This window comes from Streptococcus sp. HMSC034E12 (assembly GCF_001835915.1).
Classification (GTDB): domain Bacteria; phylum Bacillota; class Bacilli; order Lactobacillales; family Streptococcaceae; genus Streptococcus; species Streptococcus vaginalis.
Window position 1 is genome coordinate 98,507 of the sequence record NZ_KV826430.1, and the last position, 21,736, is coordinate 120,242.

Consider the following 21,736-nt stretch of genomic DNA (forward strand, 5'->3'; position numbering starts at 1 on the left):
GTTTTTACTCCCTAATTTGTCCTGAACCTTGCACAACATATTTATAACTCGTTAATTCTTTTAAGCCCATCGGACCGCGTGCGTGTAATTTCTGAGTAGAAATCCCCATTTCACAGCCCAAACCAAATTCTCCACCGTCTGTGAAACGTGTGGAAGTATTGACATAGACTGCTGCACTATCAACCTGCTCTGTAAAAGTCGCTGCGCTGGTGGCATTGTTGGTAATAATGGCATCTGAATGATGTGTGCTGTGTTGCTCAATATGTGTGATAGCTTCTTCCAAAGAAGCCACTACCTTTACAGCCATGATGTAATCTGAAAATTCGCTATCAAAGTCGCTAGGCTCTGCTATTTCCCCTGAGATGAAAGAGCGAGCTATTTCATCCAATCGAAGTTGAACAGGTACTACCCCACGCGCTTTACGAACAGTTACTAAGCGTTCTTCTAATGTTGGGAGAAACTGAGAAGCAATTTCTTTATGAACCAGACAAACTTCCATTGCATTGCAGACCGAAGGACGACTGGTTTTAGCGTTATCAATGATATCTAGTGCCATTTCTTGATTGGCGTCCTTATCAACATAGATATGAACAATCCCCGTACCAGTCTCAATAACAGGAACGGTCGCATTTTCAACGACCGCTTGAATCAGCCCCGCACCCCCACGAGGAATTAGCAAATCCAAATAGCCTTTTGCTTTCATCAAGATTTGAGCACTTTCACGACTGGTATCTGACACCAACTGCAAACAATCATCTGAAATCGCGGTTTGACAAAGTGCAGCTTTTAGCGCGGAAATAATGGCAGTAGCTGTTTTATGCGCTTCTTTTCCGCTGCGAAGAACAACTGCATTCCCGCTTTTAATGGCTAAAGCAGCTGCATCAGATGTCACATTTGGACGACTTTCATAGATAATTCCAATCACTCCAAGAGCTACCCGCTTTTTAATGATTTCTAGTCCATTTTCCAAATGAGAGACTTCTAAGATGTCTCCAACGGGATCTGGCAACGCAATCACTTGACGAATGCCAGTTGCCATGTCTTTGATGCGATTGACATCTAAATACAGACGATCCAACATGACATCTGAAATATGACCTTTTGCCGCTTTCATGTCTTCCGCATTGGCTGTCAAAATTGCGTCCGTAGCTGCTTCTAAATAATCAGCCATCAAAGACAGAGCTTTATTTTTCTCAGCTGTTGAAGCTGTGTTAATTGATTTTTTTGCTTGCTTGATTTTCTCTAGTAAGCCTTGTGTACTATTCATATCCTACTTCCTCTTAAAATTCTGACAATAATAATTCCAATTCAGGCGTTAGTGAAATCCAATGATCTCGGTGAATTACCACTCCCTTTGGTTTATTGGCTTTCAGCATATCTTGCAAAGCTGACTGCCCAAAACGAACACGTCCTTTTCCTAAAATGCGCTCTGTATCCTTTTCATAGACGGTCACAATATCATCATAAGAAAAGTGTCCTGACATTTTTGAAATTCCTGAAACAAGTAAGCTCTTGCCTTGCTCACTCAATGCTGTACTTGCACCTCTATCCACCCAGATAGAGCCTTGACTGGCAGCGTAAAAAGCCAACCATTGTTTTTGCGTTTTCATATTTTTGGCTGAAGCAGTAAAAAATGTGCCATTTCCCTGATTTTCTGCGGCTTCGATGAGGGCTTGCTCTTTCAAAGAGGAACAAATATAAACAGGAACCCCTGCCATAGTGGCAATCGTTGCTGCTTTTAGCTTGGTCAGCATACCACCTGTTCCATTAGAAGAGCCTGCTCCACCTGCCATTTCAAGCAAATCCGTCGTAATCTCCTCTACCAAATCAAGGCGCTTGGCATCAGGATGATTGACTGGATTTGCCGTATAAAGCCCGTCAACATCCGTTAATAAAACTAACAAATCTGCTTGCACCATAGACGCAACCTGAGCGCTCAACGTATCATTGTCACCGACTTTCAACTCAGCAATGGAAACCGTATCATTTTCATTGATAATTGGAATGGCTCCTCGGTTGAGCAAAACAGAAATCGCCTGATGTGTATTTTTATAGCGCCGTTTATCCGCAAAATCATCTTGTGTTAATAAAATCTGAGCCGAGACAATCTTTTTCAATAACAGATTCGTCGTGTATTCTTCTAACAGCAAGCCCTGACCCACCGCTGCGGACGCTTGCTTGTCTGCAATTTTTGTCGGGCGTTTCTTAAAGCCCAAAGATGAGAAGCCTGCCGCTATTGCTCCTGATGAGACTAAAATCACCTCGTGCCCTGCTTCATGTAGCATGGCTAACTGCTGGGTAATCACTCTCACTTTCGTTCTCGATAAACTTCCATCCTCATTTGTTAAAGAACTGGTGCCGACTTTACATACAATTCGTTTATATTTCATAACCCTCTCCAAAGCTAATATAACCCGTGGTGCTATTTAATTTCAAAATATCTCAAATTATAATCTAGTATGATTTGTTCCATTCTCAATTGTAGTCCCATGATACTTCTAGTCAACGTGTGCTCAATATCAAATAGCGCACAAAGTTCAGAAAAGCGATTTTCAATCGTTCTTATCATGACAAGTAACTGCCAGTGATTATGTTGTTCTGCACCGACCATGTTTTGAGGTAAAGGTGTCCATAAGTGATATCCTTTCTGTTCTAACGTATCTTTTAGCTCTTGACTGAGATAGCCTAAATCGGCAAGAACTATAGATTGTTTCCATCCTTCTAGGAGCTCGTCAACGACTTTGATGTCGTGTACAGAAGCTGGTGTCACAACATAGTTGAGGATATAACCCGACAAAGTGACCAACATATGGACTTTAAAACCATAGAACCAAAGGTTTTTAGCAGCATTATACCCAATATCAGCGAAATCACTGAAAATCTTGGCTCTATGATTGCGAATAGGCTGGCAAAGTGGCAATGGAAAACTGTCCATAATCACAATGCTATTTGGCGAGAGTGCCCCACTCAAGGCTTGTCGAATGAGTTGAACCAACCAAATCAAGTGTTTTGTCCGTCTGTTAAATCGACTTCTTTCTAGCAAGTTGTCCCCAAAGAAAAGTTGACAAATCCTGTAAAAACGGCGTTGAGATGTTATCCCTAACTCAGCTTGAAGCAGCAATAAAACAAGAAGAGACTCATCTGAAACTTTGGCTAAACCGATATTGCGACGATGTTTCAACAAATCAGGGCAGTAAGTTCGATAAAATTGAGAACTGATTTGGGATAATTGTTTCATATTCCATTGTAAATGATGGGATTTATCGGTATAATGTAAGTGGCTCATTAGGACTACCTCCTGTTTCTTTCGTTACTTACAGTATAGTCCTTTTGGGCTTTTATAGTATTTTGAAATTAAATAGCACCACGGGTAATATAACATTATTATATCAAAATTTCGAGCAAAATAAAAAAGAAATGAAGCAGAAAGAGATATTCTCTCACTCCATTCCTTTTCTCAATTTCTCTAGTGTTTCTTGGAAAATAGCTGGCGCTTCTGCTGTAAATTCCATGACTTCTGCCGTCTTAGGATGAGTAAATCCAAGCGTTCTGGCATGTAAAAATTGACCGTGCCCTTTTAGCGTTTTACGTGGTCCATATACTTCATCACCTGCCACTGGGTGACCAATATAAGCCATGTGCACACGAATTTGATGTGTACGACCTGTTTCCAGTTGCAACTCCACCAGCGTATAATTGCCAAAACGTTCTAAAACATGGAAACGTGTAACAGCTGGCTTTCCTTTTGCCGTTACAGCTTGTTTTTTTCTATCTTTTTCACTGCGTCCAATCGGTGCTTCAATAACGCCTCTGTCATTCGGCAGATTACCATGCACAATAGCCCAATACTTCCGCAGGGATTTTTTATCTTTTAATTCCTTAGCAAGCTTGATATGCGCATCATCGTTCTTGGCAATCATCAACAATCCTGATGTATCTTTGTCAATCCGATGGACAATTCCAGGGCGCAAAACACCATTGATACCGGACAAATCCTTGATATGGTACATCAGCGCATTGACCAGTGTTCCGCTCGTATGCCCCGCACTTGGATGCACCACCATACCTTGAGCCTTGTTCACCACTGCGACATCTTCATCCTGATAAACAATATCTAGCGGCAGATTTTCTGCAACATACTCCAGCGCTTCTGGTTCGGACAATTCATAAGTAATCACATCACCTGCCTTGACAGCATACTTTGCTTTCTTGACTTGCCCGTTGACTAAGATTTGCCCATTTTTGATTTGTTCATTGGCATGGCTGCGGGATAATGGTGTCAAATCAGCAACCGCCTTGTCCAACCGTACACCGCCAATCTCTACTTTAACTTGCATTGCCCTCTTCCTTTAACATCATCACTATCAGTACAAGCACACCAATCGTCAGATAACTATCCGCAACATTAAAAATTGCAAAATTGATAAAATCAAGCTGAAACATATCCACAACAAAACCTTGGCGCATGCGGTCAATAAAATTTCCAATTCCACCTGCAATAATTAAACTCAAAGCAGACAGCAGCCAGACAGAACCTTTGATGTGCTTGCTCAAATACCAGATAGCAGCGCCAATCACCACTAAAGTAATTACCGCAAACAACCATTGCTGGTTCTCCAGAATTGAAAATGCCGCTCCTGTATTTCGCAAATAAGTCAAACTCAAAATCTTTGGAATGAAAGGCTTCACTCCGCCTAATTGAATGTTTTTGACAATTTCAAACTTGACCCATTGATCCAGCGCAATCAAAGCCACAATCACAATCGGCACGGTCACTTTTCGTTTCATTTTTTACCTCTTTTTGCAAAATATTCTTCCATAACAGCAACAAAAGCTGCACCGACTGGTGAAAGCTCTACTTCTTCGCGTTTAACATAAACCATGCGATTTTCCAAGTTGTCTTGTAATCGAATCACCGTAATGCCGTTTACGCTATTACTATCCAAAAATCCAGATCCTGTTGCATAAGCATCTGTCCGCTCTAAAATACCATTTAAAGTGGCACGATCCATCACATTAAACATCTGCGAACTGGCGCTGGTGTCCACGAAATTCTCTGAATAATAGAGATATTCGTCCTTTTCCTGTGTAAAACGAACCGTCGGCAAATCTGCCAAATCTTCCATAGTAAGCTCCTCTTTCCCAGCTAAGGGGTGATCCGCCCGCAGATAAATGTGTGTCTGAAAAGGAATCAAATCTACCACTTCCAGCCCCAATTTATCCATCCGCTGCATCATTCCCTTGGTATTTTGATTGTTCAGATAGATAATGCCAATCTCGCTGTGTCCTTGTGCAACTTCGTTTAAAATCTGCACCGTTGTAGATTCAAAAATTCGGAAATTCTTACCTTTTGGATAGCGTTTAGCAAATTCTGTTATCAGAGGCGGCAAGAAATCATAATGCTGGCTCGCAATGGAAAATTCTGCTTTTTCTTCCTCTGGATTGGCATACTGATTTTGAAAGACATCAAATCCTTTAACCAATTCTTGAGCTTTTTCGTAAAATTCCATCCCTCGACGTGTCAGAAATGTACCGCTACTCGTTCTGCGAAATACTTTAAAACCCAGTTCTTTTTCTAATTCTCGAACCGCAATGGACAAACTAGGCTGGCTGACATACATTTTCTCAGCGGCTTCACGAAAGGTGCCACTATTGGCAATGGCTACAACATAGCGCAGTTGTTGAATATTCATCCTTTTATCCTCTTTCAAGTGTTTTATCATTATACCATAAATCAAGGCATAACTAAACCTTCATACACCCATGAAATCCAGTCGTCGCTTCTTTCATATCTTCCTAATAAAGCAGATAAAACAAGTTGTTTTTGGCTGCTACAAGTGACATTCAAGTTCTTTCACTCATGTAGTGGCTTATCTCATCAGCTGTCAATTTTCGCACTTCTGTATTGGGATACTCTTTGTATTCATGAACGGTAAAAACAGGTGTCAGCAATGGGCATGTTTTATCCTTATTCTTTTTTAAAAATATTTGTAAATCTTCTTTTGCCGCAAAAATTTTATAAGACAGCCTTCCTTTGCTATTTTCTATTTCATAAATACCGCATGGCTTTTTCATCGTATAATCAGCGGTTCGCAAGTATAGCTTTGAGATTTCTAAGGATTTAAACGGAAAATGCCACCTTTGCAATCCTCTCTTTGGGTCTTTTTCAATGCAGATACACCGCCCACATGTTCCGCAAATATACTGCCTGTGGTGTTGCAAACAATCCAAAGGATTCAGTAAAGGCGTTCTTCTACTTTCCCTAGAATAACATTCTTGACACATGTTTCCCTCCTGTTACTGACCGACATAGACGGCTTCGATCATGGTGAACATCCAAGTTCGACACAAACCATTCACATCATACCTCCCCATTATATCATAAAGAAAGAGCGAGAACTTTGACAAAGAGGTCTATTCAAGATATAATGTAAAAAAATAAACAGAGGACAAGGACATGGCAAATTCAAAGCTTATTACGCGGCTGAAACGCTCTGAAGGACAACTGCGCGGCATTCAAAAAATGATAGGAGAAGAGCGTGACTGTTCGGACATTATCACCCAATTAACCGCTGTGCGCTCTAGTGTCGAGCGGGTCATTGAGTTGATGATTACCGAAAATCTCACCGAATGTCTCGACCACCCTTTAGACGATCCCGAAGCTCAAAAAGAGCGACTAGAAAAAGCCGTCCAATACCTTATCAAACGAAAATAACCTCAGCAGGCGACGAAAACTGCTGAGGTTTGTTTATTTACGGTACACAATATAAGAGATGATTCCAACTATTACTTTTTTAGAAAAATAGAACTGCATAATGGGCAAAAGCAGCTCTTAAAGGAGTGGTCGCCCAGCGGACAAAGTGAACCTGTTTCTAGGCAAGTCGTCAGCCCGACGGACAGAGCAAACTTGTTTCTAGGCAAGCTGTCAGCCCGGCGGACAGAGCAAACTTGTTTCTAAGCAAACCATCCGCTCGGCGGACGGAGTGAACTTATTTCTAGGCAAGTCGTCAGCCCGACGGACAGAGCAAACTTGTTTCTAGGCAAGCTGTCAGCCCGGCGGACGGAGTGAATTACTTTTAGGACAGATTATCGACCCGGTCGACGAGGTGAACTGCTTTTAGGACAGACTAGCGACCCGGTCGACGGAGTGGACTGCTTTTGGGACAGACTAGCGACCCAGTCGACGGAATGAACTGCTTTTGGGGGCAGGTTGCCAACCATTGAAAGAAAAGTCCTCCTCAATATGGTATAATAAGAGTAATAAAACAAATCAAAGGAGGCAAGTAAAATGGACTTATACGCAAAAGTAGAAGAAACCTTAAACAAGTTAAACATTCCATTTGAAATCGTGGAACACGAACCGGCACTTACGACCGAGCAGGCAGACAGCTTTATCGAAGGCATTGAAGGCGTCCGCACCAAAACGATGTTTCTCACTAACAAGAAGAAAACCGCCTACTACTTGCTCATTATGGACGACAAAAAACGCTTGGACATGGACTTGTTTAAAGAACTGGTAAAAGCCAATAGAATCCGCATGGCATCCGCTGACAGTCTGTTTGAAAAAATGATGTTGCCAGCAGGTGTTGTTTCTCCATTTGGATTGTTAAACAATGCCGATAAAGACATTCAAGTTTATTTTGACAAAGAAATCATGTCGGAAAAACGAATGAGTTTTCACCCCAATACCAATGAAAAAACACTCTTTTTAGACACAACGGACTTACTCAAATTCCTAGAAGCTATTGGTTATGATCCACATATTATTGAGTTATAGGTTGGACAAAAACTCAATTTCTAGTCAAAATGAAGCAATGAACAAGAAAAAGCTTAAAATCAACGTTTTTGATAACTTGATTTTAAGCTTTTTACTATTTTTGAAAGGTTTTTATTCAGTTTATTTTCTCTTTCCTTATTCCACCTCGCCATGCCAGAAATTCATGCCCCCAGCTACATTGGTTACATCAAATCCTTGCGCACTTAAAAACTGACACGCAGCCGCAGAACGTGCACCAGATTAACAGATGACATAGTATTTCTCCTGCTGGCTCAGTTGTTTGTAGCCCGTCTCAAAAGTGCTTAATGGCAGATTTTGTGCTGTCGGAACGTGCCCTGACACGAACTCATAAACCTCTCGCACATCAATAATGGACAGCTTTTCTGCTTGGTATTTCTTATAAAATTCAGACATAGTGATATTAATTTCCATATTCTACTCCCTCTGGTTTCACCATTTTATACAAGGCAAAAGCGCCGTCTAGGTTCTTAACAGAAAATCCTGCTTGTTTAAGAATGCGCTCGGCAATATAGCTGCGAAGTCCACTATGACAGCTCACGATGTAGTCCTGCGACTTGTCTAGCTCTCCTAAACGCTCACGCAATTCATTTAAAGGAATGTGAACCGTATCCACTTTCAAACGACCTTGTTGAAGCTCACTGGCCGTCCGCACATCTAGGAACTTCTTACCAGCAGCTAGTTCATCTTCCAATTCATACCACTGGATATTGTCGCTCAAACCTTCTACTAAGTTTAAGGCTGCATATCCCAGCATATTGACCGGATCTTTAGCAGAGCCAAACGGTGGCGCATAGGTAAATTCCAACTCTGGCAAGTCAAAAATGGTTAGATTACCTTTGATAGCCGTTGCCAAAATATCAATCCGCTTATCAACGCCTTTTTTCCCAACACCTTGTGCACCATAAATTTTGCCACTTGTTGGCTCAAAGAGGAGTTTCAAGGTCACATCAGTCGCACCCGGATAGTAGCCAGCATGATCCTTACCACTGACATGAATAACTTGATAAGGCAGGCCATTCATACGAAGAATGCGCTCGCTCAACCCTGTCGAAGCAGCCGTCATGTCAAATGCCCGAACGATAGCTGTACCAATGCTACCTTTATTCTTGCGAGCTACCCCAGCAATCACGTCCGCCACTTGGCGACCTTGACGATTGGCAAGCGAAGCCAATGAAATCAGCGCGTCTTCTCCTGTAATCTCTTGCTTAACCACAATCGCATCACCGACTGCATAAATATCAGGTTGATTGGTTTCGTAACGCTCATTGACTAAGATACCGCCACGCAGTCCCAGTTCAATACCTGCCGCCTGTGCCAAAGCATTCTCCGGTTGCACCCCGACAGATAAAATGGTCACATCAGAAACAATTTTTTGCCCATTCTCCAGTACAATGACCTTTCCCTTGTCCTCAAACCGCGTAGCAGACTGAGAAGTAATTACGTGAATACCGTTTTTCAACAATTCAGCTTGAACAAAAGCAGCCATTTCTTCATCAAGCGGTGGCAAAACATGCGGTGCTTTTTCAACAATCGTCACCTTCAAACCGCGCCTCCGAAGATTTTCTGCCATTTCAAGACCAATGAATCCGGCCCCAATCACCACAGCTTCTTTTGGCTGTTCCTCCAAAGCTAACATAATCTCATCTAGGTCAGGAACATTGCGCAAAGTATAGGTGTTTTCGGCTGTTTCCAAACCGTCAATCGGAGGCACAAAAGGCTTTGCTCCCGGAGACAAAATCAGCCTGTCGTAACTCTCTGTAAACTCTTTTCCGTCATGCCGAACCGTCACTGTATGTTGATCTGGTGAGATAGCCGTCACTTCATGAAAAGGACGAACATCTAGATGAAAGCGTGCCTTTAAACTCTCAGGCGTTTGCACTAACAAATCTTCCCGATTAGCAATTTCTCCAGAAACATAGTAAGGCAGACCACAGTTCGCAAAGGAAACGAATGGTCCCTTTTCAAAAATAATAATCTCAGCGTCTTCTTTTAGCCGTCTTAAACGCGTCGCTGCAGACATTCCACCTGCAACTCCACCAACAATGATAATTTTCATTCAACTTCCTCCTTTATCACTTTTAAACAACTTTTCCGGTCCAAGCACTCATACCGCCTTGAACATTGACAACATCGTAGCCTTTTTTCTTTAGCTTTTTGGCTGCCATTTTGCTCCGCACACCGGAATGGCAAATGACATACAGTGTTTCATTTGTTGCTGGCGTGTATCTTGCGATTTCATTGAGTGGGACATTCTTTGCGCCTTTGATATGACCACGCCGATATTCAGACGGTGTTCGTACATCTAGCAGTTGAATCTTCTCTTTTAATTTTTGTTCCAATTCACTTGTAGAAATACTATCTATTTTCGTAAATAAGTGAAACATAAGCACCTCCGTTTATACCCTTGCGGGGTATATTAAACCATGAAGCTTTTCTTTTGTCAAGAATCTTGTTTCAATATTTTTATAAAAAAAGAAGCCCCACAAATCAACCACATTAGGTTGCTTGTGAAGCTTATCCTTTCTATCGAATGATTCAACCTTTAGATCACTTTTATATGTTTACAAAAGGTTCATCAATCCTCTTTTTTACAACGACCAACTAAACCTAAAGCTGATAAAAGTAAACCGATACCTGTCAGCATTGTAAAAGTTGAACCATCTTGTACATCACCTGTGCTTGGCAAAAACTTTTCTTTCGCTGGAGCTAGTTTGGTCGGAGGTGTTTGTACAACCGTCAAAGTTGGAGGTGCTGGTTTGTCCGAGACTGACGGAACTACTGGAGGTGTTGGCTTGTCTGGAGTCACTGGATTCGCAGTGTAATGCACATCTTTGACAATATCCTCTTGAGTGACTGTTTCTGATGGAACAGTCGCAACATCTACCCTATAACCTGGAATCACTGGGGATGGCACAGCGTCATAATTAGCTTTGTCACTGATCCAAGCTGTAGCCGAAACTTCAGTCCCTGTGATCTTATCTTTCGTTACTGTGCGTGTCCACGTTGCTGTTTGTACATTATTAGCTGGCGTTTGACTACCCGCTCCATGATAACGAACTGTCAAGCTCACTTTCTTGGTTTCTTTGCTATCTGTTGTACTATGTTTCAGACGAATGACAACGTTTTGATCTTTCGTGCTATCCTTGTCAAACTTGGCTGGTAAATCATCTTTAGAGATTAACTCATAGCCTTTATCTGTATATCCTTTGACAATTTGTTCATACTTCGTTTTAGCAGTTGTTGGAAGGGCAGAATCCGAATCACCAGTCGTTAATTCTACTTGGTTTTCCGAAGTTTTTTGTGTCGTTTCATCAATGACTGTATAAGTGACTTTTTGCTTATCAGCTGTATATGTGACTTTTACAACCACATCTTTACTATCACCTATGATACCATCAACAGCTTCAACAACTGGTTTGTCAGCTGTGTAACCTGCAATTATTAGAGAAGTGACTGCCACAAAAGTACTTGTACTTGGAGACCATGCACCTTTTGTAATAGCTTTTGTTACTTCATCAGTCCTCACTTCTCTAGCAAAGTCTAGTGTAGCTTTATGACTTTCTGCTGCTTGGCTACCATCCTTATAAACATAATGAATTGTTTCAGTAACAGTTGTATTTTCCGTAGATGCTGTCACTTTATGTTTCAAGTGAACAACGACATTTTGGTCTACGCTACTATCTGTGTCAAACTGAGTAGGAAGATTGTCCTTAGATACCAATTCATAACCTTTAGCAAGATAATCATCAACGGCTTTATCATACTTCGTCTGCGCATCATCAGGAAGATTTGCACCAGAATCACCTGTTGTCAACTCTACCTTGTTCTTTAAAGTAGTGTGGGTTGTATCATCAATAATAGTGTAAGTGACTTTTTGCTTGTCGGCCTTGTATTTAACCGTAACCTTGATATCCGCCTGATCAGCAGTTATGGTTTCTGCGTCAACTTTAGCCTTATCTGGTGTGTAGCCATCAACAGTTGGAGAGACTACCTCTGGGAAGGTGCCAGTAGATGGTCCCCATGCCCCTGGTGTAACATCCTTCGTCACTTCATCTGTTTTCACTTCTCTAGTGAAAGTCAAGGTCGTTTTCTTCTCTGGAGCTGCTGGTGTATTATCATCCTCGTAAACGTAGTTAATCGTTTGGGTAACGGTTTTGGTTTCTGTAGAAGTTGACACTTTGTGTTTCAAGCGAATCACCACGTTTTGGTCCACACTACTATCGGTGTCAAATTGAGCTGTCAATTCATCCTTAGAAGCCACTTCGTAACCTTGTGCTAAATAACCTGCGACTACGGTGTCGTATTTCGTTTTCGCAGCAGCTGGAAGAGCAGTACCAGACTCGCCTGTTGTCAATTCAACCTGATTTTCTAAAGTCTGACCGGTTGTCTCATCTACAACTGTGTAAGTAACTTTTTGCGTTTGGATTGTGTAATGTACATCCTTAACAATGTTTTCTTGAGTAACGGCTTCTGATGGAACCGTCTCAATGTCAACACTGTAGCCCGGAATCACTGGTGATGGCACAGCATCATAGTTGGCTTTATCGCTTGTCCAAGCTGTGGCAAAAACTTCTGTGCCTGTGATTTTATCTTTGGTTACTGTACGAGTCCAAGTCGCTGTTTGCACCTTGTCTTCTGGTGTCTGGTCACCGGCACCGTGGTAACGAACAGTCAAGTTTACATCCTTGCTTTCTTGGATATCAGTGATACCATGCTTCAAGTGAACAACTACATTTTGATCGTGGCTACTGTCAAGGTCAAACTTAGCTGGAAGCTGGTCTTTCGAAACCAATTCATAACCTTGAGCTAGATAAGCATTCACCATTAAATCATATTTTTCTCGGGCACTAGCTGAAAGAGGAGTATCAGAGCCTCCGCTGGTAAGTACTTCCTTATCTTTCAGCGTTTTTTGAGCAGTGTCGTCAATGATGGTATAGGTTACTTTTTGCTTATCTGCTTTATAGGTAACCGTTTCTTCAATATCTGCGCTATCTCCCGTAATCTGTTCAACGGCTGCTACAGTTGCCTTATCTGGTGTATAACCATCAACCTTTGGAGAAACTACCTCTGGGAAGGTTCTGGTAGACGGGATCCAAGAATACTTACGGACAATCTTATTAGTCACCAGATCCTTTTTGATAAGCCGGACAAAGTCCAGAATCTGAACCGTCGTATCCGCTGCCTCTGTGTTATCTTCGTAAACATACTTGATGGTCTCATAGACAGTCCTTCTGTCTTCAACTAAATCCATCTTATGACGTAGATGAACTTCAAAGGTTTGAAGATTTTCATTATAGGTTACACCAGTTGCTGGATAACCATCTGAAATGAGTTCATAATTTCGATCAGTATACGTCTTAATGGTTTCAGCTGTTCGATAAGGATCAGTCTGCCCATAACGTCCATTCAGATTCTTCGTTTCAAGCGTTTCTCCTGTTGTGTCATCGATATAAGTTACCTTTGCACTAGCTGGATTAGCTTTGTAAACAACTGTCTTTTCGATATTTTAACTGTTAGCCGTAATATTGTCAACTGCTGGAACCTCCGCCAAATCTGGAGTGTAACCTTTGATTGTTGGTGATGTTACGGCCACAAAACTTGTTCCATTTTCCGCTGTCCAATCACCAGTTGTAACATTTGTAACAAGGTCAGTTGTTGCTGTTCTAGTGAAATCTAATGTAGCAACATAGGTTGGTTTTGCTTCTGTACCATTTTCATAGACATATCTGATAGTCTCTTTGACAGTTCTCTTTTGAGTTTCAGTTTTTGTCTTATGTTTTAAATGAACCTCAAATGTTTGAAGTTTATCATTATATTTTACACCTGTTGGTGGATACTCATCTTTAACCAGTTCATAATTTTGATCTGTATACTTTTTAATAGTTTCGGTTGTTCTATATGAATCAGTAGTGTTGTAGTCGCCAGTCAATTCTTTTGTTTCAAGAACTTTATTTCCATCAGTATCATCAATATACGTTACTTTTGCATTAGATTTATTTACAGCGTATACATAGTAAAAATCTTGATCGTTATTTTCAAAAGCTATGGACTGACTAGTAGTAAGCTGTTTTCCTGATATTGAAGTAATAGGATTCTGTGTCGTTACAAGAGTATATCCTGCAATCGTTTTCGGAGTAGCCTTATAATCTGGTGATTTAGGAACACTCCCCCCTGCTGGGAAACCAAATTGATAATCTTGTGTTTCTATTTCTTTACCTGTAGTATCTACATAGTGTATTGTAATCTTTTTTTGACCTTCTGCACGTGCATTTGATGGAGTTGTTGTGGCAGAAATCGTTTCTTCTTTAAGCTTAGTTACATTACCATTGTCATCAATGTTATAACTATAACTTCTTGACTCATTCGTTATAGTATTCTTAATTGAGGAATCTGCAAAAGTAATTCGTGTTGAATGTCCAGTTCCTTGAATGACACTAGCATCCTTTAAAATAGCACTAACTTTTTTATTGACTTCTTCTGTTCTGTTGATTTCCTGATACTTATCTCCCATTTGAGCATAATCATCAGTTGGCCAAATTTCATGATAGGTAGTTGCACCCTCACCTATCATTTTCCCTAAATTGATGGCAACTGTATAAGTTCCATCTCCATTATCAATAACAACTGAAGAATTTTTGCCTGCTTGCTTTAATGCTTTAAGAAGAGTATCATTTGTTGAATTTGCAGGTAGATCTATTAACTTATTATCTGGATCTGACTGTATACTAATAGAGCTAGGAGTATCTCCTTTAACAAGATACTTCCCATCTTCGCTAATAGCTAAGGTAGAAGTATATCTTTTCGGATCAGGTTTGATACTAATAATTTTCGATCCATTACCTGGTTTTATACGGTAAATAGAAATGATATCTCCTTGAGGAATCCCTGTTTGTCCAGGATTTTTGCCATCGCTAGATAATAGATTATTATAATAGTTAGCATCACCAGTTGAAGTACCTAATTTTATTGAATCAGCTTTATCACTACTAGCTCTATTATAAACTGCAAAAGGAGCCTGTGCTTTTTCAAACGTCCTAGGCTGAGGTTTAAACGTAAATGTATTCCCATTTATTTCTAAAACAATATTTTCATAACTTGATTTTGCTGTAAATTTTCCAATAGTTGCTGCTTTTTGAGTAATTTCAACAATTTTTTGTCCTTCAAATTGATTATTTAAAGTAATCACATAAGCAAGATTATTTGGATCAGAATGTTCAAATTTAATTGTTCCAACACCGTTTATTGGTTCCTCTGTTCCTGAACCAAGATTAGAGTAGTACGCTCTATAAGCATTGTTTACCAATTTAACTCGAATGCGAATCTTTGTACCAGCCTTTAGAGTCCCATCTTGAGTCAGAGTAAATTTCATATGAATTTGCTCAAATGCTATTTCTTGATTGGATAAAGTTTTTTCATCCCCAGAACTCATAGTTGTTCCATCTTTTGTTGTAACAGTCACTTTGAAATCTGAAATCTGAGAAAGAGCTTCTGTCACACTTCTGCGACTGCGAGCTGCTCTTGTTTGAGGTGCTGTATTCGTTTCTTCTGTCTTCGGAGTTGTTTCTGATTGAGACGGAGTTGGAGATGGTTTAGAAGATTCTTCTTCCGTTGATGAGCTATTGCTGCTTGATGGAGATGAATCTTCTGATGACGTGCTTTCTGTACTTGAGCTTTGAAGTCCTGAAACAGATTGAGCCGCATCCATTATTTCATTTTCTGATACTGAAGAACTACTGACTGAAGAAGCATCTTCTGATATTGGAGTTGGAACAACAGCTTTTTCAGTTTCCGTTTTCTCTGATGAATCTGAAACACTAGTAACTTGACTGTTCATACTACTCTGCTCATCAGCTTGAACCGTCTGACTTCCTCCCACAATTCCATAAATTGCTAAAGTGGCTATCGCAACGGAAACAAGACCCACGCTTTTCTTCCGTAAAGAAAATTTATCACGTTTTCCATTATAAAGTTTAAAACTTTTAACTTAGTATATTCCTTCCATAGTAAAATATCTATATAATTTTTATCTGATGGGTAAAGTTGAGAATAAAAAACCATTACCCATTCCTAAAAATTGAATAAACCTACAATATATATTATACTTTGATAACTGTAATTATTCAACTAATATGATACTAAAATACATAAAAAACACATGTGAAATGTACTTAAAATAAAGATAGCTGCAAAATTGTTTACAGCTATCTTATAATGAGATGAAGATTGTTCGTTTTATATACATTTCTTTTGTTGTTTTCAAATTATCATTTCCAAAAGAAAGACCCGTACCATGAGGTAGGGACTTTCAATTCTTATTTCGCAATTGGGTAAACAGAAACTTGTTTTTTATCGCGACCTTTGCGTTCAAAGCGTACAACGCCTTCAACTTTTGCAAACAAAGTGTCATCTCCACCGCGTCCAACGTTGACACCTGGATAGATGTGAGTACCGCGTTGACGGTAAAGAATAGATCCACCAGTTACAGTTTGTCCGTCAGCTGCTTTAGCTCCAAGACGTTTTGCTTGTGAATCACGTCCGTTAGATGTAGAACCTCCACCTTTTTTATGAGCGAAAAGTTGCAGGTTCGCAAGATTCATTTTCAACATAATGTTTTTCCTCCGTGTTAGTTTTCTGTGATAACTCTTGTCTGGACGAACTCAGCTGAGTCCTCCGATAAGTTTGCCATACCCAAGAAGAATGATTCAAAGAAAAGTTGAGTCATTTCTCTTTGGTGAGATGGAATATCTGTAGGAATCTCTACCCGTAAGAATCCACCTTCTTCTTCGTTTAATTCTAAGATTGGTTCATAGCCTGCGAATTTTTCAATCGAATTGATGAAATTTATGGCAAGCGTAGAAACCGACGCACACACGACATCAAAGCCGTATTCGCCACTTTCGGCGTGTCCAGTAATTTCTGCACTCCTCAGCTCACCATCCTCGGCTCGTTCAAAGACTGCTTGTATCATGTGCTCTCCTTAAAAATTAAGCGTTGATTGCATTGATGACAACCTTAGTATATGGTTGACGGTGACCTTGTTTACGATGGCTACCTTTTTTAGGTTTGTACTTGTAAGTAACAACTTTCTTTTGTTTTCCTTGTTTTTCAACAGTTCCAACAACAGTAGCTCCAGAAACAAGCGGAGTTCCGACAACAGTGTTTTCACCACCAACAAGAACAACTTCGTCAAATGTTACATCTTGACCAGCTTCAACGTCTAATTTTTCAACGTAAATTGCTTGACCAACTTCAACTTTAACTTGTTTGCCGCCAGTTTTAATGATTGCGTATGTGCTCATTATGCACCTCCTATGAATTTTACGGGTTTCCCCTAATTTTGTGAAGACTCGCCTAGCATCGTGGGACGAACCACTTATGACGATGTTCGAGCGGTTGCACAGGCTGTGCATAGTCAACTCTCTAAGTATAGCATTTCTAGAATTATTTGACAAGTATTTTTTATCAAAAGACTAACTCAGTAGCTTTTAGTAATTTTTAATAATTTCCCAGAATAACTTCCAATCTCAAAATCCGTTCTTATTACAACAATCCCTCAATCATTTCATCCACCTCGTCTGTTTCTGCTTCTGGTGTAATTTCAGTAATGATGATACCAGCAACAGCACGTTCCACTAAAGCATCTACATCCATACGTGCTTCGTATTGCTCTGCATTTTTTATCTTTGGATTGGTTTTCGGACGATCTGGGGCAAAAATGGTACAGCAATCTTCAAAGGGCTGAATTGAGATATTAAAGGTATCAATCTTTTCAGCAATGTCAATGATTTCCAGCTTATCCATGGTCACAACTGGGCGAATAATGGGAGTGTTGGTGACAGCATTAATCGCTTGCATACTCTCTAGCGTTTGGCTAGCAACTTGACCAAGACTTTCTCCGTTGATGATAACGAGCCCACCACGTTCTTCACGAATGCGATCTGTAATGCGCATCATAAAGCGTCGAGTTAGGGTCATCAGATAAGCTTCTGGTGCTTTTGCTTTAATTTCTTCTTGAATTTCCGTGAATGGCACTTCAATAAATTGAATACTGCCACCAAATTTGGTTAATTTGCGCGTCAAATCTTGCGCCTTTTTGAGAGCACCGGGACTTGTATAAGGGGGGCTAGCAAAATGCACCGCTTCAATATCCACCCCGCGTTTTAGAGCTAGATAGCCTGCAACGGGTGAATCAATCCCACCCGACAACATCAGCATGCCTTTTCCAGATGTTCCGACAGGAAGACCACCTGCTCCACGAATCGTTTCATAGGACAGATAGGCTGCTTCTTCGCGGATTTCTACTTGCAGTGTAATATCTGGCGCTTTCATCTTGACTTGAACATGTGGAATCGCATCAAAGACCGCATTCCCCAAGGCCTGGTTCAATTCACGACTATCCAATTCAAAATTGTGGTCACTGCGTTTGCTGGCAATCTTGAAAGTCATCCCCTCTTTATAAATTTCTTTCATAATTGTCTGCACCGCTTCAACCAAAGAAGGAACTGATTTTTCAATCTTATAAGACGGAGAGAAATTTTGAATCCCAAAAATTTGTTTAAGCGATTCTGCAACAGGTTGATAGTCCGTTCCGTGAAGATAGACATGTGCACGATCTCGGTCTGCTTTCACATGCACATCTGGGTAAACAGAGAGGACTGCTTGCATATTGCGTTTCAATTTGTTAATAAAACGCATGCGATTTTTTCCTTTGGTTGAAAGCTCGCCGTAACGAACCATAATTTCTGAATATTGCATTGTTTACCTTACTTTTCTAGTTTTTTCATAAATGAGTTTAAACGTTGTCAGGAATTGCTCAATCTGACTCATGTCATTATCGGCATCCAGACTAATTCGCACAGCCGTTTGAGCTAGGGATTTTTCAACACCCATAGCTATTAATGTTCCAGCTGGTTTGCCAGCTTTAGAGGAACAAGCACTCGTAGTAGATATATAAATGTCATACTCTTCAAAAGCATGAACCACTACTTCACCTCGTACACCTTTAATTCCAAAAGTCAGGATATGGGGCGCAAACTCATCGATTCCTGAAAAAATCGTCACATCAGGGTATTTCGCTAGCTCTTCTAGGATAATCTCTTTCATTTTTGCGGTTCGTGTGGTGAAAGTTTCCAAATTTTCCATAGATATGCGCAAGGCTTTTGCAGTTGCTGCAATACCCGCCAAATTTTCAGTCGTAGAACGCTTGTCTGATTCTTGACCGCCACCATTCAACAGCGGACTGATTTTCTTACCAGACTTGATATAGACAAAACCAACACCCCGTAAGCCATGAAATTTATGACTGGAAAATGTTGCAAAGTCTACGCGATCAGTTAAATAATTTTCCGTTGGAATCTTGGCCATGGCTTGAACCGCATCCACATGAAAAGAAATAGTTGGCTTGTCCGCTAAAAGTTCTGAAATAGCTGCAATTGGTTGAACAGAGCCGATTTCATTGTTGACCGCCATAACTGAAATTAAAGTCGTATCCGATCGGATAAGGGTAGCTAATTTTTCAACATCTACAAAACCTTTTTTATCAACAGGCGCAAAGTCCACTTCAAAGCCTTGCTGCATCAGCCAGAGAGCGGATTCTTTCACTGCTGGATGCTCAATAGCAGACACAATGATATGCTTGCCATAACGCGCTTTTTCAAAAGCCACACCCTTGATAACCCAATTATCGCCTTCCGTCCCGCCAGACGTAAAGAAAATCTCTTGAGAGGATTTACCGAGAAGCCCCGCAATTTGCCTGCGAGATGCATCTAACAAGCGGGTCGCCTGATTGCCCAAACTGTGGAGACTAGAAGGATTTCCCCAAATTTTAGAAGCAACTTCTGTATAGCTAGCCAAAGCCTCTGGGTAAGGCTTGGTTGTTGCTGAATTGTCAAAATAAATCATCTTAAACCTCTCCATTTCGATACTCCTATTGTAACACGAAAAAGAAATGGGGACAACAGCAAAACTTGAAATGAAAAGGCCCTCCAAGTTTTGGCTTGGAGAACCGTAAAGGTTAATCATAAAATTCATGCAAGAGAGCAGATAGTTCCTGTTGTTGTTCGATGAGGCTTTGCCCGATTGTCGTTGATTTTATCAAAGTTCGCTCACGGACATGCTCAATCACTTTCTTCAAGGATGAGAGATCCACAGCCTTCTCAATCATTTTTTGCACATTTTGAAAAGGTTGGTGTGTGACAATTTGAAAACCATATGAATTATTGAGCAAGGAATAACCAGCAATACCCGTTTTCTTTTGATAGGCTTCACACAACCCACCGTCAATGACAAATAGCATGCCTTCTCCTCGGATTGGAGATTCGCCTTTCAATTTTTTTACAGGTGTATGCCCATTTACAATCCTAGAATCTTCAGAAAAGAGACCGAATTCTTCCAAAATCAACTTGCAAATCTTAGCAGAATTCCGATAGGAGAAATAGGGATTTTCCTTTTCAACGTGCGTTTCCTTATCCTCAATAAAATAACGTTCTAGGGTGGTCATCTTGTCCTTGCCAAACAAGGGAGATAGTTTTCCATTCCAACAGTACCAGATAAGATCCGTTGAGAAATCGTTCTGAATTTCTGGATTTTTAGAACTTTCCCGAATATGGTATTCAAAAAAGTCGAGCAATTCTTTACCAGCATAGCGGATTTCATTGATCTGTAAGGGTTGAAATTCTCCTGACGCTTCTAGAGGAATACAGCCATGAAATAGGAGATGATTATTATAAATCTTATACATGGAGCCCTTCTTCATCAGAAAAGAGATGTGGTTCTTGAGCTGAAGAGAATGTTGGAAAGAATCCAGCAAGCTAGCAACCACTTCTTCTTCCTCGGCTATCAGCTGATCTGGATGTTGAGGATTGATTGTTTGAAAGCAAGTATTAGCTAAAAAATACTTCTTTTCTCCAACTAGAATACTTTCTTCCCAATAATCAATCTTATCAAGAGTAAGATGTTGAGCCATATCAAACTCCGGTCGCCTTTTAATCAGTTGATTTTCCAATTTAAACTGAATGATTGCTAGTGCTTGGTGAACCTTTTCCAACTGGAGGATTTCTTTAGGAGAATAGCTATCGCTTCTTTTTCCTAATTTTGGTTTGAACTTTGCATTTTCCGAATAAGTCTTTTCAGCAAAGAGGACGAGTGGTCTTAGATTAAGACCATAAGCTCGCTCAATATCGTAAAGATACCCGTACCTAGCAGCTATTCGTAAGAGAATGAGTAGACATTCTTTTGAGCCGAAGAAAGCCCCCATCCAGATAATGTCGTGGTTACCCCACTGAATATCAACAGAATGATAAGCTATGATTTCATTCATTACTTTATCTGCGGCTGCCCCACGGTCAAAAATATCACCAACTATGTGAAGATGATCAATGATTAACTGCCGAATGACCTTTGCTAATGCCGAAATAAACTGACTTGCCTCGCCTAGATCAATCAAATAGTTCTGAATCGTTTCAAAATAAATATTGCTATCCGGCAGATTGCGATCTGTATAGAGCAATTCTTCAATCACATAAGCATATTGTGGTGGCAACGCCTTTCTCACTTTGGAACGAGTGTATTTTGCTGCCACAAAAGTTAGCAAAGTCAACAAGTTTTGAATAATTTCTCCATACCAGCTCTTGTCTTGCAAAGGATAAAGAAAACCATCACTCAAAACTTCCTGAGGGTAAGCAATTAACAAGGTCAGCTTGTCTTTTTCCGATTTTGATAAATCCTCTCTAAAGCAGTCATTGATTTTTTCATTCAGATTCCCCGCACAGGTTCTTAAGATGTAGTCAAAAGCCTCAAACTCACCGTGAATATCGCTAAGATACAATTCTGTCCCTTTTGGCAAATTTAAAATAGCTTCCAGATTGATTAACTCTGTAATGACTTTTTGCTTGGAATCAAACTCTTTTAATAAAATTCGTTTGTATTGTTCCATTCGTT

General features: G+C 40.3%; 19 protein-coding genes, 2 pseudogenes and 1 other annotated feature. Of the genes and pseudogenes, 2 read left to right on the forward strand and 19 right to left on the reverse strand.

Annotated elements, in window-relative coordinates; genetic code table 11:
• Positions 1 to 4: 4 nt before the first annotated feature.
• From HMPREF2574_RS01610 to HMPREF2574_RS01640, 7 genes are all read right to left on the reverse strand, one after another.
• Positions 5 to 1,267, reverse strand: a complete 1,263-nt coding sequence (locus HMPREF2574_RS01610) for a glutamate-5-semialdehyde dehydrogenase (protein WP_024052295.1) — start codon at positions 1,265 to 1,267, stop codon at positions 5 to 7.
• 13 nt (positions 1,268 to 1,280) lie between these two features.
• Positions 1,281 to 2,390 carry a glutamate 5-kinase gene (gene proB, locus HMPREF2574_RS01615; protein ID WP_024052296.1) on the reverse strand — a complete coding sequence of 370 codons (1,110 nt, stop codon included), beginning with the start codon at positions 2,388 to 2,390 and terminating at the stop codon, positions 1,281 to 1,283.
• Positions 2,391 to 2,422: 32 nt separating this feature from the next.
• Positions 2,423 to 3,286 carry an IS982 family transposase gene (locus HMPREF2574_RS01620; RefSeq protein WP_070812113.1) on the reverse strand — a complete coding sequence of 288 codons (864 nt, stop codon included), beginning with the start codon at positions 3,284 to 3,286 and terminating at the stop codon, positions 2,423 to 2,425.
• A gap of 154 nt (positions 3,287 to 3,440) precedes the next feature.
• Entirely contained in the window at positions 3,441 to 4,337 is an 897-nt protein-coding gene (locus HMPREF2574_RS01625; RefSeq protein ID WP_024051780.1) for an RluA family pseudouridine synthase, read from the reverse strand.
• Positions 4,327 to 4,788 carry a signal peptidase II gene (gene lspA, locus HMPREF2574_RS01630; protein ID WP_024051781.1) on the reverse strand — a complete coding sequence of 154 codons (462 nt, stop codon included), beginning with the start codon at positions 4,786 to 4,788 and terminating at the stop codon, positions 4,327 to 4,329. Before lspA ends, HMPREF2574_RS01625 begins: the two co-directional genes overlap by 11 nt.
• Complete coding sequence (locus HMPREF2574_RS01635; RefSeq protein WP_024051782.1) at positions 4,785 to 5,693, reverse strand: LysR family transcriptional regulator; 909 nt, start codon at positions 5,691 to 5,693, stop codon at positions 4,785 to 4,787. The genes lspA and HMPREF2574_RS01635 overlap by 4 nt, the downstream gene beginning before the upstream one ends.
• A gap of 151 nt (positions 5,694 to 5,844) precedes the next feature.
• Entirely contained in the window at positions 5,845 to 6,285 is a 441-nt protein-coding gene (locus HMPREF2574_RS01640) for a hypothetical protein (protein WP_024051783.1), read from the reverse strand.
• Between the two features lie 172 nt (positions 6,286 to 6,457).
• Here HMPREF2574_RS01640 and HMPREF2574_RS01645 point away from each other — a divergent pair, with 172 nt between their 5' ends.
• Complete coding sequence (locus HMPREF2574_RS01645; RefSeq protein WP_024051784.1) at positions 6,458 to 6,715, forward strand: metal-sensitive transcriptional regulator; 258 nt, start codon at positions 6,458 to 6,460, stop codon at positions 6,713 to 6,715.
• A 573-nt stretch (positions 6,716 to 7,288) separates the two neighbouring features.
• Positions 7,289 to 7,777, forward strand: a complete 489-nt coding sequence (locus HMPREF2574_RS01650) for a prolyl-tRNA synthetase associated domain-containing protein (protein WP_024051785.1) — start codon at positions 7,289 to 7,291, stop codon at positions 7,775 to 7,777.
• A gap of 135 nt (positions 7,778 to 7,912) precedes the next feature.
• Here HMPREF2574_RS01650 and HMPREF2574_RS01655 read toward each other — a convergent pair.
• The 12 genes and pseudogenes from HMPREF2574_RS01655 to HMPREF2574_RS01700 all read right to left on the reverse strand — a co-directional run bounded on the left by HMPREF2574_RS01655 (position 7,913) and on the right by HMPREF2574_RS01700 (position 21,731).
• Positions 7,913 to 8,209 (reverse strand): annotated as a pseudogene (locus HMPREF2574_RS01655) (rhodanese-like domain-containing protein).
• On the reverse strand, positions 8,199 to 9,854 hold the full coding sequence (locus tag HMPREF2574_RS01660) for an FAD-dependent oxidoreductase (RefSeq protein ID WP_070812114.1): 1,656 nt from the start codon (positions 9,852 to 9,854) through the stop codon (positions 8,199 to 8,201). The pseudogene HMPREF2574_RS01655 and the gene HMPREF2574_RS01660 overlap by 11 nt, the downstream one beginning before the upstream one ends.
• A gap of 22 nt (positions 9,855 to 9,876) precedes the next feature.
• Complete coding sequence (locus tag HMPREF2574_RS01665) at positions 9,877 to 10,182, reverse strand: rhodanese-like domain-containing protein (RefSeq protein WP_003024970.1); 306 nt, start codon at positions 10,180 to 10,182, stop codon at positions 9,877 to 9,879.
• A gap of 191 nt (positions 10,183 to 10,373) precedes the next feature.
• Positions 10,374 to 13,049, reverse strand: a complete 2,676-nt coding sequence (locus tag HMPREF2574_RS10740) for a mucin-binding protein (RefSeq protein WP_257374117.1) — start codon at positions 13,047 to 13,049, stop codon at positions 10,374 to 10,376.
• A gap of 63 nt (positions 13,050 to 13,112) precedes the next feature.
• Positions 13,113 to 13,301, reverse strand: a pseudogene (locus HMPREF2574_RS10745) (hypothetical protein); the annotation flags it as partial.
• A 3-nt stretch (positions 13,302 to 13,304) separates the two neighbouring features.
• Positions 13,305 to 15,632, reverse strand: a complete 2,328-nt coding sequence (locus tag HMPREF2574_RS11025) for a mucin-binding protein (protein ID WP_306806736.1) — start codon at positions 15,630 to 15,632, stop codon at positions 13,305 to 13,307.
• 478 nt (positions 15,633 to 16,110) lie between these two features.
• Positions 16,111 to 16,404 carry a 50S ribosomal protein L27 gene (gene rpmA, locus HMPREF2574_RS01675; protein ID WP_003032879.1) on the reverse strand — a complete coding sequence of 98 codons (294 nt, stop codon included), beginning with the start codon at positions 16,402 to 16,404 and terminating at the stop codon, positions 16,111 to 16,113.
• 17 nt (positions 16,405 to 16,421) lie between these two features.
• Positions 16,422 to 16,766, reverse strand: a complete 345-nt coding sequence (locus HMPREF2574_RS01680) for a ribosomal-processing cysteine protease Prp (RefSeq protein ID WP_003032850.1) — start codon at positions 16,764 to 16,766, stop codon at positions 16,422 to 16,424.
• Between the two features lie 16 nt (positions 16,767 to 16,782).
• Complete coding sequence (gene rplU / locus HMPREF2574_RS01685) at positions 16,783 to 17,097, reverse strand: 50S ribosomal protein L21 (protein ID WP_003035040.1); 315 nt, start codon at positions 17,095 to 17,097, stop codon at positions 16,783 to 16,785.
• A 34-nt stretch (positions 17,098 to 17,131) separates the two neighbouring features.
• Positions 17,132 to 17,203 (reverse strand) — a sequence feature (ribosomal protein L21 leader region).
• A gap of 135 nt (positions 17,204 to 17,338) precedes the next feature.
• On the reverse strand, positions 17,339 to 18,553 hold the full coding sequence (gene thiI, locus HMPREF2574_RS01690; RefSeq protein WP_024051793.1) for a tRNA uracil 4-sulfurtransferase ThiI: 1,215 nt from the start codon (positions 18,551 to 18,553) through the stop codon (positions 17,339 to 17,341).
• Positions 18,554 to 18,556: 3 nt separating this feature from the next.
• The gene (locus HMPREF2574_RS01695) at positions 18,557 to 19,699 is read right to left on the reverse strand and encodes a cysteine desulfurase family protein (RefSeq protein ID WP_070812115.1); all 1,143 of its coding nucleotides are present in this window, start codon (positions 19,697 to 19,699) and stop codon (positions 18,557 to 18,559) included.
• A gap of 112 nt (positions 19,700 to 19,811) precedes the next feature.
• Positions 19,812 to 21,731: a fructose-bisphosphatase class III gene (locus HMPREF2574_RS01700; protein WP_070812116.1), complete on the reverse strand. Its 1,920-nt coding sequence runs from the start codon at positions 21,729 to 21,731 to the stop codon at positions 19,812 to 19,814.
• Positions 21,732 to 21,736 lie beyond the last annotated feature (5 nt).